The organism is Glycomyces sp. NPDC049804 (assembly GCF_040674615.1).
GTDB classification, from domain to species: Bacteria; Actinomycetota; Actinomycetes; order Mycobacteriales; family Micromonosporaceae; genus Glycomyces; species Glycomyces niveus.
Genome location: NZ_JBFAMQ010000018.1, coordinates 38,271 through 53,681, shown reverse-complemented (window position 1 = coordinate 53,681; position 15,411 = coordinate 38,271). Strand labels below are relative to the sequence as shown.

The window sequence follows — 15,411 nt, the reverse complement described above, 5'->3', positions numbered from 1 at the left end:
TCCGGGAAGGAACCGTCGTGCACGAATCCAGCAAGCCCGACATGATCGAAGCCCTCCAAGCCCTCATCAACCACCCGCGAACCCCCAAGCACGAGAAGACCGCCGCCCAGGAGGCCCTGCGCCGTCTCAAGCAGCGCCGCCCGGCCGCCAGCAAGAAGTCGAAGTCGCTGCCGTGCATCGAATGCCAGCCCGAATCGCACGGTCTCGAGACCGTAGGCGACGTCTCTTGGACCGATGAGCACTACGAGTACGACGTCACCGTGCTCTTCGCCGACCGCAAGACCGGAGCGCTGTTCATCGGTTCCGACTCCGGGTGCTCCTGCCCACATCCGTTCGAGGACATGACCCGTGACGACCTCGACCCGATTGCCGACATCAACGAGCTCCAAGCCTGCCTCCACGCCCTCGCCGGCGGACCGCGCGTCGACAACCCGCGCGCCGAAGCCGAAATCGTCGAGCTCCTCGAGCGCGTCCGTGCCCGGCAGCGCTCCCTTGGCCGCCGCTGAACGTCGAACCGCCCGACTCCGCCAACCCAATCGAAGGATCACGTCCTTGGACTTCAACGACCTGCTCCGCAACGGCGAACGCAAGCTGCTCCTCGCCCTCGCCGAGGCCGACGACACCGGCGTTCGCTTCAAACCCGCAGACGACGACCGGCAAGCCGTCCGACTCGTCAAGCGCGGATTTGCAACCCGCACCGACCGAACGTTCACCATCACCGACGCCGGCTGGGCCTGGCTCAGGGACGCGATCGATTCCCGCATCCCGCACCAAGTCGCCGATGCCACCGAACTCCCGAAGTGGCGCGCGATCCACCAGGCCTACCGCGACATCGGCCTCGACCTCCCCGCCATCGACTAACCAACCCACACCACCGAAGGAGCCCATGTGCCCAAGTACCAGTTCCACGGTGAACTCGCCATCGGCGCGGGCGCCCGCAGCTTCGTCGCCAACGGCCCGATGACCATGCGAACGGTCGGCCACCTCACCTGGCTCGAAACCACGAGCACGACCGTCACCGCAAGCGGCATCGACGTCGAATGACCGACGCCACCGTCGACGAGCGCCGCCGCGCCGACGGCTACATCATCATCCGCACCGAGACCGGCGTCAAAGCCCGCCTCGATCCCTGACCAGGCCGACCACCAGGTCAAGCAACCGCCAACCGGGCGGGACCGCGAATGCGGTCCCGCCCGTCGTCTTTTCGCAAGGAGACCCAGTGCGCGAATCCGCCACCACCATGAAGACCGTCGATCTCGTCGTCCTCACCATTTGGAACCGGCACCTTGAGATCCTGCTCATCCGCCGCGGCAAGGCCCCGCACGCTGGACAACTCGCCCTCCCCGGCGGCCGCGTCGCCCGCAACGACCTGACCCTCCACCACGCCGCCACACGCGAACTGTGGGAGGAAACCGGCATCAACGTCGCCCCCTCCACCCTCGACATCATCGGCCGCTACGACACGCCCGGACGCGACCCCCGCGGCGACTCCGAGAGCACCGCGTTCCTCTCCGTCCTCGCCGGGCCCATCCCCGTCCGCGCTGGCGACGACGCAGCCACTGCCGAGTGGGTCCCGATCCACGACGCCCTCACCGAGAACCTCGCTTTCGATCACACTCAGATCCTCAACGACGGCCTCGCGCTGTCCGAGCGCCTTGGCCACACCACAGCGCTGCGCCGCCAGTAACAGCAAAAAGAGCGCGGCCTGGGATCGTGAGGTCCTGGGCCGCGCCCCACTTCGCGACCCGCTCGTTACCCGAGTGGAGCTGCTCGACATACATCGTCAGCTGATTAGGAGGGCTCCATGCACCATTACGCACGTCCCCTTGCTGAACACGTACCGGCCATCTTCGGCGTCGGCTACGAGGGAACCAGCCTCGCCGATCTCATCGATCGGCTCCACGGCCTCGGCGTCACTCACGTCGCCGACGTGCGCCTCAACCCCGTCTCACGCAAACCCGGCATGTCCAAGAACAAGCTGCGCGCCGCCCTGGCGAATGCCGATATCGAGTACCTGCACCTGCGAAGCCTCGGAAACCCCAAGGAGAATCGGCCCGGATTCGCCCGACCCGGCCCTGCCCGCCAAGCGGCATTGGACACGTACTCCCGCATCCTCGACCGGCCCGATGCCCAGGCCGCCCTCGACGAGCTTCAAACGCTCGCCCAGACTGGTCGGGTTGCCCTGCTCTGCTTCGAATCCGATCCGGCCGCCTGCCACCACCAAGCCATCCTCGCCCGACTTGCCGAGGGTTGACCTTCGAACGCCTGTCCCACTACCGTGAACTCCATGCAGTGAAGGAGATGATCCACATGGCACAAACCAGTGGCATCGAATGGACCGAGACCACCTGGAACCCGGTCACAGGATGCGATCGCGTCAGCCCCGGCTGCGACAACTGCTACGCCCTGACTATGGCCCGCCGCCTCAAAGCTGCCGGCAGCGCCCGCTACCAAGTCGACGGCGACCCGCGCACTTCCGGCCCCGGCTTCGGCCTCACCATCCACCCCGACCTGGTGAACCTGCCGCGCCGATGGGTCAAGCCGCGAACCGTGTTCGTCAACTCGATGAGCGACCTGTTCCATGCCAAGGTCCCAGCGGGTTTCATCGCCGACGTCTTCGCCACGATGGCCGCCACCCCGCAGCACACCTACCAGGTGCTCACCAAGCGCCCGCTGCGCGCCGCTCGACTGGCCGACAGCCTGACATGGCCCGCCAACGTGTGGCTCGGCGTCTCCGTCGAATCCCCGGACCAGGTCAACCGGCTCGACCTCCTGCGCCGTACGCCGGCGGCAGTCAAGTTCATCTCCGCCGAACCGCTCCTGGCCGCACTTCCCGACCTCGACCTCAAGGAGATCGACTGGCTCATCGTTGGGGGCGAATCTGGACCCCGCCACCGGCCGATCCAAGCCGATTGGGTCCGCGACCTGCGGGACCAATCCCTCGCGGCGGGAGTGCGGTTCTTCTTCAAGCAGTGGGGCGGGGCACGCCCGAAGTCGAACGGACGCGAACTCGACGGACGAGTCTGGGACGAGATGCCGCCCCTGGCCGCCGAAATCCTATCCACCGGCTGAAGCGCTAGCTCTTTCGTGCTCGTGAAAGGGACCGCTTTGATACCGTCTTCGTTCTGTTCCGAACATCGGTCGTACGCGGATGAGATGCCGACTAGGACTGCCGCGCCAGTCTGATCGTTCGCCGGTAGAAGTCTTTGCCCCTACCATCGTCATCAATGAGCGCCAGCTCATGGAGCTTCCGGACTGCCGCGCGAACGTGCTTGTCCCATGCGAAACCTAGCGTGTAGCCGTACACCGCAAGTGTGTGGTCGACGATGCGTACCGGCCCTGCTTGAAGCAAGTGTCTCAGGTTATCTCGGATGATTGGGACGCAGTCGTCATCTATCTGACGGTTGTACGCACCCTCATCGAAGGCGTACGCTTCCTCGGCACCGAAAAGCGCTTCCTGTCCCTTCTTGGTCTGTCGTTGGTCTGTCTGACTGATCTTATAGCGCTGGCAGGCATCGAACCAGTCACGTTGCGCGGGGCCGAGGACCTTGGCGAAGCTCCAGATTCCCTCCTCGTGGCGGGTGAAGAGGACTAGGACGTACTTCGGGTATCGGGCTGTGAGCGACGAATACACTGGCATCGGAATCGCCATGCATCCGGTCCGGTCGGAAAGCATCTGCGCGTACTGCTCGCCGATTTCCAACGCTGCCAGCCCGGCGGACTCCTGATGGGCATCCGCGAGGATATCCTGCCACCAGGTTCCGCCGAGGAAACTGTCATAGCGGCCCAAAGCGTCCTGGTCGCTCTGAACGACGGCTTTGCGGGCGTCCCTCCACACCGAGCTCGCGCTGAAGTGCAGTAGCAGCTCAGTAGGTGGCCACGCTCGGCTGCTGGTTCCATTGCGATTCAGGATCGTGGCAATCTGATCCATTCGAATCGCCGGGCCGAACGGATCCAGAAAAGCGAACAGAACCTTGCCTCGCGACAGCCCAAGGATCTCGTCGACCACCTGGCCGATGTCAGCCTGGAACGTTCTGTGCGGCATGCTGTCTGCGTATGGCCGAAGCGTGGCCTCGAGTTGGCGGAAGTACTTCGGGCTCCGCTCTACGAATATGCCCTCAATCCTGCGCGAACTCATCCCCGCTGCTGTCTTGGCCAGCAATAGCGGCGATCCCGGTTCTCCATCTTCGTACACGCCAGGCCCGGCATACCCGTCGAGGAACACGACATCGGTCCCCCCCTTCCCGGTCTTCCCTGCGAGGACCGGGGGATAGCTTCGTAGGATGCCGTGCTTTAGCTCGGCAGGTGGTTTTCGCATTCCAAAGAAGTGCTTGTTACTCGACATCGCGATCTCCAGGGGGTTTGAAGTTCTCACTGAGCGTAGCGAAGTTAGGTCGCGTTGTGTACCCCTCAAGTCGGTCACCCGCCGCTTATACGATGCGCTCCCAACCAGATCGCGGATGGAGCTAAACGCTCGATCATCAAGCACGGGCGTTGGCCGCCGGCGACTTCGCCGAGGAGCTCGCAGACAACGCGAGCGAGGCCTTCCACATCGCCCACCGACCGGCGCCAGGCGGTACCAACTCAAGGACCCCGACGGGAACGCCGTCGTATGCCGAGAGACCGAGAGACCGTCGACGAGGGCGAACCGTGTCCCGGGAGCCTGTGGACGATCCTTCGCCGCGTGGACTCCCTGCTGCCGTCCGAGCTGGTCTGCGACCACGACGAGCAGCACTACGTTCCGGCGGACAAGTGGATGACCTTCGGGAGACAATGGGTCAAGGGACGTGTTGAGGGGGGCAGCGTGAACCAGTTCATTGCAGTGTTCGAGGATCACGACGGTGGAAGGCGCTACATCTCGCGGGATGAACTGCCGGGATTCATCACCGACGACATTGAGATGGCCCGCAGATTCGAGAGCGCGCGCAACGCGGAACTTCTGGCCGAGGCGTTCACGGGCATCACGATCAGCGCTGAGGGATCAGACGATGTCTGGCAACCGAGGTGGATTGCCAGAACATACGCGGAAAGGATCGAACGGTGACCGAGCGGGAAGTCTGGTTTGTTGACGGCCCACTCAAGGGCCAGTCCCACATGATCCCTGCCAACAAGCCCTTCTGGACCGTGCGCCACGTTCCGCCCGAACACGCGGATCTACTTGGCAATCCGGAGTATCGCCCATCCCTCTACGAGAAGTTCACCTACCGCATACAGCAACGCGAGGATGGACTCTGGATCGGAAGGCTGGAAGCATGACCGACCACCGGCTGAGCGTCGATGACCTCGTCCACATCATCCGGCGAAGCAAGTGCACCATCGACTCCTGGGTCTCCAAGTACGGCTGGCGACGCAGCAGGTCCAAGCCAGTCAAGTACGTTGCGGCCGACGCGATCCAGACCTCCTGCGTCAACGCGCCTTGAGGCCTAACCAGGCTGACCGTCACCCAGCAACTGCGCCCTCACCGAGACACTCGCCTTCGCCCACACCCAGATCCGCTACGACGGCCTCGCGCGTCCACACCGACGCTCTCCGGCGCCAGTTCCCGTAGTCATGTCATCTGCCCGGAAGCATCGCTTCCGGGCTTTTTTCATGCCCAACAACAGCAATCAAGATACTAACCAGTAATCACATAATATTCACTTTCATGCATTAAACAATACATTGATCTCTAATCATCACATAATTCTCATCTTCATGATCACTTGATTTGTATATGAACATCTGTTCTAATTTCATGACACTGTTTGCACTCCGCGAGCGGAGACCCTGAAACTCCACGCTCGCGTCAAGCAGGGCAACGCCTTCGGCAACACCAACTCGACCCGTGCCGAACGGTGTTGCCTTCGCGTTCGACGCTGTTGTTCCCGTGTTGCCGTCAACGCTGGCGGCAACCAAGCCATCCTGAACCCGCCCCGTCTGGAGGTGATCGCGATGATGACCATGCGCAAGCTGCCCGCCGGCAATGCCTGGCAGTACCTGACGAAGTCCGTGGCCACCGGCGACGCCCCCGGCGCGCCTACGCCCGAGAACGGCGCGGAGACGGGCTACTACACCGCCCGCGGCAACCCGCCAGGTCGCTGGATCGGCGTGGGACTGGGCGATCTCGGGCTCGCCGTCGGCGACGCCGTCACCGAGGCGCAGATGCGCGCGCTCTACGGCCAAGGGCGCCACCCGAACGCCGAGCAGATCATCGCCGACTTCCTCGCCGCCCGCGTCAACGACGCCACCGGCGACGACGAGTACGACCAGCTGACCGCCGAAGCCGCGAAAGCGACCCGGCTCGGGCGGCGTTATCCCGTCTACACCAACATGCCCTTCGAACAGTTGCTGGCCGAACGGCTCACGCAGCTGCGCACCGAGACCGGCCGCGAGCCCACTGCGGTCGAGGAACGCTCGGCCCGCCGGTGGGCGGCGCGTCAGCACCGTGCTCCGGTGGCCGGGTTCGATCTGACGGCGACGCCGCCGAAGTCGGTGTCGCTCCTGTTCGGCCTCGCTGACGCTCCTGTCGCTCGGGAGGTCGTCGCCGCCCATCACGCCGCGGTCGCACGCATGTTGGCCTACCTGGAGGCCAATGTCGCCTTCACGCGCACCGGCGCCGGCGGCGCTGCGCAGATCGAGACCACCGGGCTCCTCGCCACCGCGTTCGACCACTTCGACAACCGCGAGGGCGAACCGAACCTCCACACCCACCTGGTCGTCGCCAACAAGGTCCTCGGCGTCGACGGCCGCTGGCGCTCCCTGGATGCCCGTGCCCTGCACCAGCATGCGGTGACCGCCTCCGGCGTCTACGACGCTGCGCTGCGCTCCGAGCTGACAGAGCGGCTCGGCCTGTCCTGGGCCATCCGGCCCGACACGGCCGAGCACACCGCGCCGGTTTGGGAGATCGCCGGTATCGACCCGTCGTGGATCGCCCACGCGGCCACCCGCCGCGCCCAGATCACCGAGAACCTCGCCCCGCGCCTGGCCGAATTCGCTGCCGCGCATGGCCACCGGCCCGACGCGGGCGCCTACCGTGCCCTCGCACGCGAAGCGAACCTCGCCACCCGCAAACCCAAGGGCGAAGCCCGCCCGCTCAGCGAGCTCCGCGCGGCATGGCGCACGGACTTCACCAACGCCTTCGGCCCGGCCGCGCTCGATGCCATCAACCGGCTCGGCCGCACCCCGGCGCCCCAGCGAAGTAGCTCGGTGGATCTCCACCGCGTCGCCGCCGCCGCGATCGAGCAGGTCAGCGAGAACCGGTCAACGTGGACCCGCGCGAACGTCGAAGCGGCCGTGCTGCGCGCCCTCGCCCACGCCGGGCATCTGACCCACCACGAGCGGGAACGCGCCCTCATCCTCGCCACCGACATGATCCTGGGCGGCGCGATCGCGCTCAACGCCCCCGCGCCTGCCGCGGCCCCGCCCGCCCTGCGCCGCTCTGACGGCGCCTCGGTGTTCACTCCCCACGGCGCGACGCGCTATACCACGAAGGCAGTGCTCGACGCCGAGCAGCGCCTGCTCGACCTCGCCACCACCCCCGACTGCTTCGCCGCGCCCGACCCTGCTCAGGTCGATGCGGCCCTGTGTGCCTTCGAGGCCCGCCACCGCGCCCTCGACGCCGGGCAACGCGACCTCGCGCGCGCCTTCGCGCTCGACACCCGCACGCTCGCTATCGGCATCGGCCCTGCCGGGACCGGCAAGACCACCGCCATGCGGGCCCTCGCTGCCGCCCTCGACGCCACTGGCCGGCGCCTCATCCCGCTGGCGACCTCCGGGGCCGCGGCGAAGATCCTCGGCGCCGACCTCGACCGGCCCGCCGAGAACCTCCACAAGTTCCTCACCGAGCACACCACCGGCCCGCGCGCCGCCGCGCTCGCCACCGGAGCGCCCCTGCCACCCGACGCCGAGCCCTGGCGCATCCGCCCCGGCGACGTCATCGTCGTCGACGAGGCGGGCATGGCAGGCACGACCCGCCTCGATGCCCTCGCCCAGATCGCGGCCCACCACGGCGCGGCCCTCCGGCTCCTGGGCGACCACGCCCAACTGGCGGCCGTCGAAGCTGGCGGCATGCTGCGCCTACTCGCCTCCGAGACCGAGCACGTCGAACTCGATATCCTGCACCGATTCGCCGACCCCGTCGAAGCCGCCGCCACCCTCGGGCTGCGCGACGGCGACCTCGCCGCCCTCGACTTCTACGCCCGGAACGGCCGCCTGCACGCTGGCGACCGCGAAGCGATGATCGACGCTGTCTACAGCGCCTGGAAGTTCGACCGCGACCGCGGCGCCCGGACGCTGATGATCGCCGTGACCAACCGCGACGTCGCCGACCTCGCCGCCCGCGCCCGCAAGGACCTCGTCGCCGAAGGCATCGTCACCGCAGACGGCGTGGAACTGCGCGACGGCAACCTCGCCGGGACCGGCGACCGCATCGTCACCCGCAAACCCGACCGGCGCCTGCGATCCACCACCGGCGACTTCGTGCGCAACGGCGAAACCTGGACCGTCACCGCCCACCGACCGGACGGCGCGCTCGAGGTCCACCGTGAGCACGGCGGCGACCATCTCACTCTCCCCGCCGCCTACGTCGCCGCTCACGTCGAGCCCGCGTATTCGACTACCGCCCACCGCGCCCAGGGTGCTTCAGTCGACACCGCCCACGTCCTGGCCGACGGCATCTTCGACCGCGGCGCGCTCTACTCGATGGCCACCCGCGCCGCCCTCCGCACCGACCTGTACGCCGTCACCCCCACCGAGGCCAGGCCGATGGACCCGGTCGACGCCGCGCGCGCCGTCCTGGCGGCCGCCATCGAACACGACGGCGCCGACCAGTCCGCAACCGAAACCCTCCGCGGCGCCCTCAACCGCGCCCACAGCCTCGCCGAGCTGCTGCCCCAGCTCGGCTACACCGCCGCCCAGCTCCCCAGCGAACAAGGCGCCGAACCAGTCCCGATCCACACCGCCCTCCCCTGGATACGGCTCGCACCCGCCGAACCGACGGCGGCCGACTCACTGATCGGCCAGCACCTCGACGCGCTCCTCGACGCCGTCGACACCCGCGTCCATGCACTCACCGCCACCGCACTCGCTGACCAGCCACCATGGATCCAAGCCCTCCGCCCTGTTCCCACCACGTCTCAAGCGCATGAAGCCTGGCGTGGACTCATCAGTGTCATCGCCGCATGGCGTGACGCCGCCGCCATCACTGAGGACGACCCGTGCGGCCCCTGGGTCCCTCGGAACGACCCTGAACACGCCGGATACCGTGCCGCCCACATCGCTGCCCAGGGGGCCAGACTCATCGCAGCAAAGGAACCCCGCGCCCACGCTGAGGCCGTACAAGCAGCAGCGCCTACCGTCGTGGACCTTGCTTTCCCCGCCGGTGCGGAGTCCGCGCCACCGAGGCGCGGCTGGGCCAGGTCGGCAGCACCCGAACCACCAGCGCACCGTCGCAACCACGGCTTCAGCCGCTGACCCGAGCAAAATGAGACCGAAAACCGAGCTACGACGGACCCTGCGCTTGCGATGACCCGCTGAAATCCCCTCTCCGCCTTTATTAAGGGGCTGCCCTAGGCGAAGGGTGCAAACCGCAGGTGAGTGCGCGAGCGTCTCCTTCAGCCGGATTTGCTGAACGAGACGTTGAAGATGAGACAGATGCGCAAAGACTGCCTTGGGTGCTCGCCGATGCACCGATCGCAGCCTTAGACCACCGCGCTCGCAACGAGGACTGGGCGAACAAGCGTCCAGTGGAGGGCTTGGCGCACCAAAATGTGGCCAGGGAAGGCCGTCGATGGCACCTACGAGGGCCTTATCAACAAGTTGAGCAGGAATCGGCCCTTCGGGTCAGTGGAGGTCCTGCCCGCGGCCCGCACTTTCTTGATCGCGGCACGCAGGTGCAGATCGCGGACAACGCCGGCGAGACCGCCAAGAACCGTCTCAGCACGGTCCATGATGCGAAACGGTTTACCCTCCTCAAGCTCGTGGGTTATGCGCTCGGCGAGGGTGTCGATCCACTGGTGATCAAGTGCCTTCTCCTCTGCCTTCCAACTCGTCTCCCAGGAACCATCAGCGCCGGACGCAGTGTTCTCGGCTGCGGCCCCGGCTTGGTGCTTACGCCACGCTTTCAGTCCGAGCGACGCCGACTCACCGAACAGGGGCAAACCGTCACTGTGCCGCGTCGCAAAGACGAGGTAGTACACGGGCTTTAGATCGGCACGCGGACGAACGCCGATGGTCCAGGTACCAACACCCTCAAATTCACGAAGCCTCTCTGCGTAGCCTGCGACCACGGCCTCTTCAGCCGCCGTCTTCGCCTTCTCAGGAGCGCGCTTCATAGGACCTGGGCACTTGTCGGACCAGACGGCACGCCACCAGTCGCCCCCAAACACCCCGTCCATGCGTTTCAGTGATGCCTCCCTTGACTTGTCAGTCGGGATGTCGCTGGTGAGCTTCCCCGCCAGGCGGCGCAAGTGTGCGGTCAGGTTGATGAGAACCTCTGTGGCCGGAGCCCCAGCGCCCCCTGGGCGCTCGAAGATATGGGCGACTTCGTTAAGCGGGATGATTAGGCCGCAAGGGTCGAGGTACACGAACAGCGGAATGTCCCTGACGGATTCCAAGAGAGTCGGGAGATGCCGCGAAATGTCACCGTTCTCAACAGTGCAGGCGACGCCCTTGCCCTCCGCGGTGACCACCTGTCTCAGCTTCTTCGCCGTCTTACGATCACCCTCCACGAAGTAACACTCCACCCTTCGCGAACCTGCCATCTGTTTGGCCTTGTTCAGCAGCATTGCGGCGGAGCCTTCTTCGCCAGAGTCGTACCGCCCGGCCCCGGCGTACCCGTCGATGAAGGCGACCCGCCGATCCCTCGAGGTACTGCCGGTCTTGCTCGCGAAAGGGGTTGCGTACTGATCGATGATGGCGTGCTTCAGCACCGCCGCAGACTTCTTGGTCCTATGGAAGTTCTCAGATATCAGCTTCCCAGCCACCATCACCTCAGTCTATGTAACTGAAGTCACACACACCTGAGGATCATCGCAATCAGCCGTTCACCGTCATCCGCTGCCAGGGGCAGACGGCGTGGATGCTGGGGTGCCGACCCGGAGGGCTCGGGAACCGCAACGCGCTGCTTCCGATCGAGAAGGCCATGATCCGCCCACACGAGAGCTAGCGTGAGCGCCGCCCGAAACTGGTAGTCCTCGGCGCTGACTCCGCCACGCGCTTGGCCCGATGAGTAGCAACATCTGCGCGCATCTGGCGTCCGCCGCCACGAGACGGCCATACTGAACGCATGACCACCCTCTCGATCAAGACGATCGGCGTCCTCGCTCTCGCCTCCACGAATTACCTCAGCTCGAAGGAAACCCTCCGGCAGCTACTCATGCGCTCGGGCATCGACGCGACTGAGCTTGGCAACGACTTGAGCCTGTCGGCGATCACCCGCCTGGCCCTAACGAACTCCCGCGACCTTGCGCGCTCAGGTGATGACCGACAGCACCGGGCAATGCTCGACTTCATCGTGAAGTTCGTCGAACACCTCGGGCTAAGAGCGCGAGAAGAGCTGCTTCCGGAACTAGAAGCGGCGCTCGTCAGCGATGGGTACCTGCTCAAAACCGAGTCGGACGGGCCGTTTTCCGACCGGGTTCAGTGTCGGCTGTATCCGACCGAGCCATCACCGGTGCCGTTGGTTCCCGAGATGACTGCCCTGGAAGCTGAACTCGCATCGCGCGGGTACATTGTCGCCCTGCACCACTATCAGTCTGCGATCCAGAACCTGGCGGACGGGCAGTGGGAGCCGTCGAACGGCATGCTCCGGTCGACCTTCGAAGAGCTCTGTGTTCGACTGGCAGTGGACCACGTCGGCTACACGGATTCGGGGAAAGCTAGCCAAGCAGGCAACGCCCTCAATGAACTGTGCCTTCCCGAATGGGACCCAGTAACCAAGAAGCGGATCCAACAGCCCCCAAGCAAGCAGGGGAAGCCGCTTCCGGCAGAGGACGGAGGGCGATTGCTGCGCGGCGTCTGGGGAATCTGCAATCCGAACGGAGCTCACCCCGGCCTGTCGGATGCGGAGGAAGCACGTCTGCGCATGCAGCTGGTGACCGGCGTAGCGCGTTTCCTGCTCCGCCACTTTCCGCGTCAGCCGTAGCCAGGTGGGCAGGCCGGGCCCTGACTATCTAGGGTCTCCGGTGTTCGACGACACCATCAATGGGGCCGCACGACGGGTCCCCCAATAGCACCTCCGGCATCAACGATTGTGGACAGTTGGGCCATGGAATCGTCCACGAACAGGTTTGGTCACGTTGGCATTAGCCCTGGTCACGCCATGACTCAGACTCTCGTACATGAGAGCGAATGCCCAGTTCATGAGCTTCGAACAGATCTCTTAATCAGCGGGTTCGGGGTTCGAGTCCCTGGCGGCGCACCACACAAGAGGTCCTGATCACAGGGCCTCTTTTTGGTTTTGCCGGGAGTATGCGAAAGGCCTGCCCGGCGGCCGTCGGCCGCCGGGCGGGCCTTCACTGTTCGTCTAGGCGTAGTCGGCGAACTTCTCCCCGCACTGGACGAGGAGGTCCTCGAGCACCGCGGTGGCCGCGGCTTCATCGATGCTCTCGTAGTCGTACAGCGTCGTGTTCACCTCGACTTCGAGGCTGCCGAAGGCGACGTGGATGTAGATGCTCGTCCAACCGTCGCCAGCCTGCGTGAAGAAGTTGCCGGCGTCGCCGTGCTCGGTGTACTCGGTGAGCTCGTAGCCGTTTTCCTCGTTGTAGTAGTCGGCGTCCCCGTCGATCCAGAACTTCGCGTCCTCGGAGGTCTCGTAGTCCGAGACGCTGAGGTGCACGCTGGTGGCGTCCTCGTTGTAGAACGTGCAGTTGATCGAGGCGAGGCCGTTGTAGCTGGACTCGGAGCGGGAGGTCTCTTCCTCGGCGAGGGCGCCGTACGCATCCTCGAACGAACCGAAGTCGAAGGCGTCGCAGGCGTCGGAGTTCAGCTCGACAGCGCCGGAACCCCCTCCGTCGTCGCCTCCGTTGTCACCACCGTCATTGCCGCCGTCGTCGCCGGTCTCGTTCGTGCCGCCGGTGGGGTCCTCGCCCCCGTCGCCGCTGTTGCTGTCGTTCTGCGTGCCCTGCACCACGAGCAGGATCACGGTCATGATGACGATGAGGACCGTGAGCACCGCCCCGCCGATGAGCCACAGGTTGTTCTGCTGCGGCTGCTGCGGGGGTTGGCCGCCGTACTGCGGCGCGGGGTAGCCCGGCTGCGAGGGGTAGGTCATCTGGTCCGCTCCATGGGGATCGTTCGTCGGTCGCATTCACTCTAACGCCGCTCGTCCAGGCGTGTTCGCCCGGAGTTTGCCAGCGGGGGGAGCCGGGAGCGGCGCCCCGGTGCCTAGACTGGGGACGAATCCGGCGCTTCCAACCTCGATTGGTCCACTATGGCGAATGTCTTCCACGTGCATCTCAACGAGCTCAACGAGCTGCTGGTCGAGATGGCCCGCAGGGTCGGGGACGCGGTCGAGAAGGCCACGGCGGCGCTGCTCGAGTCCGACACGGCCGCGGCCGAGGCCGTGGTGGCGGCGGACGAGCAGGTGAACGCTCTGCAGTTCCGGGTGGACGACCGGATCGTGGAGCTGATGACCCAGTACGACCCGGTCGCGACCGATCTGCGGTTCGTGCTCGGGGCCGTGCGGATCTCGGTGGACCTGGAGCGGATGGGCGACCTGGCGAAGCACGTGGCGAAGTCGGTGCTGCTGCGCGCGCCCGTGCCGGTGATCCCCGATTCGCTGCGGGCGGACTTCGCGGCGATGGGCGCGGCGGCGGTGCACCTCTCCCAGAAGCTCGTGACGGTCCTCGAGGAGCGCGACCACCTCCTGGCGACCCAGATGGGGCTCGACGACGACGAGCTCGACGCGATCCAGCAGCGCATCCACGCGCAGTTGCCGGACCTGGGGTACGGGCCGCAGACGGCGGTCGACGTGGCGCTCCTGGCGCGCTTCTTCGAGCGGTTCGGCGACCACGCCGTCCGCATCTCGCACCAGGTGGTGTACCTCGTGACAGGGGATGTTCACCTGGACCGTTCATAACGGTCAGGTCACAACCGGGGCGAGACCCGGTAAAACCGCCTGTTCAGGGCGGTGTCTCCGAATGCTCCTCCCGCACTGTTGCGAATCGCGCTCAGTCGTTCACCTTGAGTTCAACTCCAAGTCAGCGGGTGAACACCGGGTCTGGCTTTGATGGTTGCGGACAGTGAAGCAGTAGCCCGGCCGACCGCCGGGAGACGGAGTAGAGACCAGCTGTGAACATGAAACTGAACCGCAGAGCCATCATCGGCGGCATCACCGCCGGCACCCTCGCTTTCGGCCTGGCGGCCTGCGGCGGCGGTGGCAACGAAGAAGGCGGGTCGGGCGACCTGGCCAGCGGCGAGATCAACGCCTCGGGCGCGAGCTTCCCGGACGCGTTCTACGCGGCGGCCATCGAGGCCTACGCCGAAGTGAACCCCGACCTCATGGTGAGCTACAACGCGACCGGCTCCGGCACCGGCAAGTCCGAGTTCGGCGAGGGCCTGAACGACTTCGCGGGCACCGACTCCCTGGTCAAGGACGACGACGGCGTCGAGGCCGGCTCCTTCCAGTACATCCCGACCGTGGCCGCGCCCATCACGGTCTCATACAACCTGCCCGGCGTGGACGCCCTGCAGCTCCCCCAGGACGTCCTGGCCGGGATCTTCGGCGGCACCATCACCACTTGGAACGACCAGCTGATCGCGGCCGCCAACCCGGACGCGACCCTGCCGGACACCGCGATCACGCTCGCGGTCCGCTCGGACGGCTCGGGCACCACCACGAACTTCTCGAAGTTCCTCGAGGCCGCGTCCCCCGACGTGTGGACCCTCGGCTCGGGCGACACCATCGAGTGGCCGGGCAACGCCGTCGCCGGTGAGAAGAACACCGGTGTCGCGCAGATCATCCAGAGCACCGAGGGCGCGATCGGCTACGTCGACCTGGCCGACGCCACCGAGTCCGGCCTGGTGACCGCCTCCATCGAGAACGCCGACGGCGCCTTCATCGCCCCGACGCTCGAGGGTGCGACCGCCGCGCTCGACGGGGCCCAGGTCGAAGCCGACCTCTCCTACAACCCGCTGAACGCGGCCGGCGCCGAGGCCTACCCGATCACCGCGCCGACGTACATCCTCATCCGCACCGAGTACGACGACCCGAACGTCGCCGCCGGTGTCAAGGAGTTCGTCAACTACCTGCTCACCGACGGCCAGGACCTGGCCGCCGAGAACAACTTCGCGGCGCTGCCCACCGGCCTGCGCGACCAGGCCGTCGAAGCGCTGAACTCGACGATTGCCGACTAGGAACCCCGGATCCGAACACCCCAACGGCCAGCGCGCCGCTGGGGTTTTCGGCCGTTCCGCTGACGAGACCGGAGAGAG

General features: G+C 66.1%; 16 protein-coding genes. 13 read left to right on the top strand and 3 right to left on the bottom strand.

The genetic code is table 11. The features are described 5' to 3' along the window. Nucleotides 1–17 precede the first annotated feature (17 nt). From AB0K52_RS22280 to AB0K52_RS22255, 6 genes are all read left to right on the top strand, one after another. A complete protein-coding gene (locus AB0K52_RS22280) occupies nucleotides 18–506 on the top strand; it encodes a hypothetical protein (protein WP_363535556.1) in 489 nt (162 codons plus the stop codon). A gap of 46 nt (nucleotides 507–552) precedes the next feature. After that, nucleotides 553–861: a hypothetical protein gene (locus tag AB0K52_RS22275; RefSeq protein WP_363535553.1), complete on the top strand. Its 309-nt coding sequence runs from the start codon at nucleotides 553–555 to the stop codon at nucleotides 859–861. A 27-nt stretch (nucleotides 862–888) separates the two neighbouring features. Beyond that, a complete protein-coding gene (locus tag AB0K52_RS22270) occupies nucleotides 889–1,044 on the top strand; it encodes a hypothetical protein (RefSeq protein ID WP_363535550.1) in 156 nt (51 codons plus the stop codon). A 175-nt stretch (nucleotides 1,045–1,219) separates the two neighbouring features. After that, nucleotides 1,220–1,687: an NUDIX hydrolase gene (locus AB0K52_RS22265; RefSeq protein ID WP_363535548.1), complete on the top strand. Its 468-nt coding sequence runs from the start codon at nucleotides 1,220–1,222 to the stop codon at nucleotides 1,685–1,687. A gap of 117 nt (nucleotides 1,688–1,804) precedes the next feature. Beyond that, the gene (locus AB0K52_RS22260; RefSeq protein ID WP_363535545.1) at nucleotides 1,805–2,254 is read left to right on the top strand and encodes a DUF488 domain-containing protein; all 450 of its coding nucleotides are present in this window, start codon (nucleotides 1,805–1,807) and stop codon (nucleotides 2,252–2,254) included. Between the two features lie 56 nt (nucleotides 2,255–2,310). Then, on the top strand, nucleotides 2,311–3,072 hold the full coding sequence (locus AB0K52_RS22255; protein ID WP_363535542.1) for a phage Gp37/Gp68 family protein: 762 nt from the start codon (nucleotides 2,311–2,313) through the stop codon (nucleotides 3,070–3,072). Nucleotides 3,073–3,163: 91 nt separating this feature from the next. Here AB0K52_RS22255 and tcmP (AB0K52_RS22250) read toward each other — a convergent pair whose 3' ends face one another. After that, complete coding sequence (gene tcmP, locus AB0K52_RS22250) at nucleotides 3,164–4,345, bottom strand: three-Cys-motif partner protein TcmP (RefSeq protein WP_363535539.1); 1,182 nt, start codon at nucleotides 4,343–4,345, stop codon at nucleotides 3,164–3,166. A gap of 339 nt (nucleotides 4,346–4,684) precedes the next feature. On the opposite strand from tcmP (AB0K52_RS22250), the gene AB0K52_RS22245 reads away from it, so the two are divergent. The 4 genes from AB0K52_RS22245 (at nucleotide 4,685) to mobF (ending at nucleotide 9,450) form a co-directional block, all read left to right on the top strand. Next, nucleotides 4,685–5,044, top strand: a complete 360-nt coding sequence (locus AB0K52_RS22245) for a hypothetical protein (protein WP_363535537.1) — start codon at nucleotides 4,685–4,687, stop codon at nucleotides 5,042–5,044. Beyond that, complete coding sequence (locus tag AB0K52_RS22240) at nucleotides 5,041–5,256, top strand: hypothetical protein (RefSeq protein ID WP_363535534.1); 216 nt, start codon at nucleotides 5,041–5,043, stop codon at nucleotides 5,254–5,256. Before AB0K52_RS22245 ends, AB0K52_RS22240 begins: the two co-directional genes overlap by 4 nt. Beyond that, nucleotides 5,253–5,420 (top strand): hypothetical protein, encoded by a 168-nt coding sequence (locus tag AB0K52_RS22235; RefSeq protein ID WP_363535532.1) that lies wholly within the window; start codon nucleotides 5,253–5,255, stop codon nucleotides 5,418–5,420. Before AB0K52_RS22240 ends, AB0K52_RS22235 begins: the two co-directional genes overlap by 4 nt. Nucleotides 5,421–5,934: 514 nt before the next feature. Next, nucleotides 5,935–9,450: a MobF family relaxase gene (mobF, locus tag AB0K52_RS22230; protein ID WP_363535529.1), complete on the top strand. Its 3,516-nt coding sequence runs from the start codon at nucleotides 5,935–5,937 to the stop codon at nucleotides 9,448–9,450. Between the two features lie 323 nt (nucleotides 9,451–9,773). Here the strand turns inward: mobF and tcmP (AB0K52_RS22225) are convergent, their stop codons facing one another. Then, a complete protein-coding gene (gene tcmP, locus AB0K52_RS22225; RefSeq protein WP_363535527.1) occupies nucleotides 9,774–10,964 on the bottom strand; it encodes a three-Cys-motif partner protein TcmP in 1,191 nt (396 codons plus the stop codon). A gap of 299 nt (nucleotides 10,965–11,263) precedes the next feature. On the opposite strand from tcmP (AB0K52_RS22225), the gene AB0K52_RS22220 reads away from it, so the two are divergent. Beyond that, complete coding sequence (locus AB0K52_RS22220; protein ID WP_363535524.1) at nucleotides 11,264–12,121, top strand: hypothetical protein; 858 nt, start codon at nucleotides 11,264–11,266, stop codon at nucleotides 12,119–12,121. 381 nt (nucleotides 12,122–12,502) lie between these two features. Here the strand turns inward: AB0K52_RS22220 and AB0K52_RS22215 are convergent, their stop codons facing one another. Then, the gene (locus AB0K52_RS22215) at nucleotides 12,503–13,249 is read right to left on the bottom strand and encodes a hypothetical protein (protein ID WP_363535521.1); all 747 of its coding nucleotides are present in this window, start codon (nucleotides 13,247–13,249) and stop codon (nucleotides 12,503–12,505) included. 159 nt (nucleotides 13,250–13,408) lie between these two features. Between AB0K52_RS22215 and phoU the strand changes: the two genes are divergently transcribed. Together phoU and pstS are read left to right on the top strand one after the other, a co-directional pair. Continuing rightward, entirely contained in the window at nucleotides 13,409–14,056 is a 648-nt protein-coding gene (phoU, locus tag AB0K52_RS22210) for a phosphate signaling complex protein PhoU (protein WP_363535518.1), read from the top strand. Between the two features lie 218 nt (nucleotides 14,057–14,274). Then, complete coding sequence (gene pstS, locus AB0K52_RS22205; protein WP_363535686.1) at nucleotides 14,275–15,333, top strand: phosphate ABC transporter substrate-binding protein PstS; 1,059 nt, start codon at nucleotides 14,275–14,277, stop codon at nucleotides 15,331–15,333. Nucleotides 15,334–15,411: the final 78 nt, after the last annotated feature.

Bases quoted from the DNA above. Each gene is read 5' to 3' on its own strand.
- AB0K52_RS22260 (WP_363535545.1), top strand. From the start codon at position 1,805: ATGCACCATTACGCACGTCCCCTTGCTGAACACGTACCGGCCATCTTC.
- AB0K52_RS22255 (WP_363535542.1), top strand. From the start codon at position 2,311: ATGGCACAAACCAGTGGCATCGAATGGACCGAGACCACCTGGAACCCG.
- tcmP (WP_363535539.1), bottom strand. From the start codon at position 4,345: ATGTCGAGTAACAAGCACTTCTTTGGAATGCGAAAACCACCTGCCGAG.
- AB0K52_RS22235 (WP_363535532.1), top strand. From the start codon at position 5,253: ATGACCGACCACCGGCTGAGCGTCGATGACCTCGTCCACATCATCCGG.
- mobF (WP_363535529.1), top strand. From the start codon at position 5,935: ATGACCATGCGCAAGCTGCCCGCCGGCAATGCCTGGCAGTACCTGACG.
- tcmP (WP_363535527.1), bottom strand. From the start codon at position 10,964: ATGGTGGCTGGGAAGCTGATATCTGAGAACTTCCATAGGACCAAGAAG.
- AB0K52_RS22220 (WP_363535524.1), top strand. From the start codon at position 11,264: ATGACCACCCTCTCGATCAAGACGATCGGCGTCCTCGCTCTCGCCTCC.
- AB0K52_RS22215 (WP_363535521.1), bottom strand. From the start codon at position 13,249: ATGACCTACCCCTCGCAGCCGGGCTACCCCGCGCCGCAGTACGGCGGC.
- phoU (WP_363535518.1), top strand. From the start codon at position 13,409: ATGGCGAATGTCTTCCACGTGCATCTCAACGAGCTCAACGAGCTGCTG.
- pstS (WP_363535686.1), top strand. From the start codon at position 14,275: ATGAAACTGAACCGCAGAGCCATCATCGGCGGCATCACCGCCGGCACC.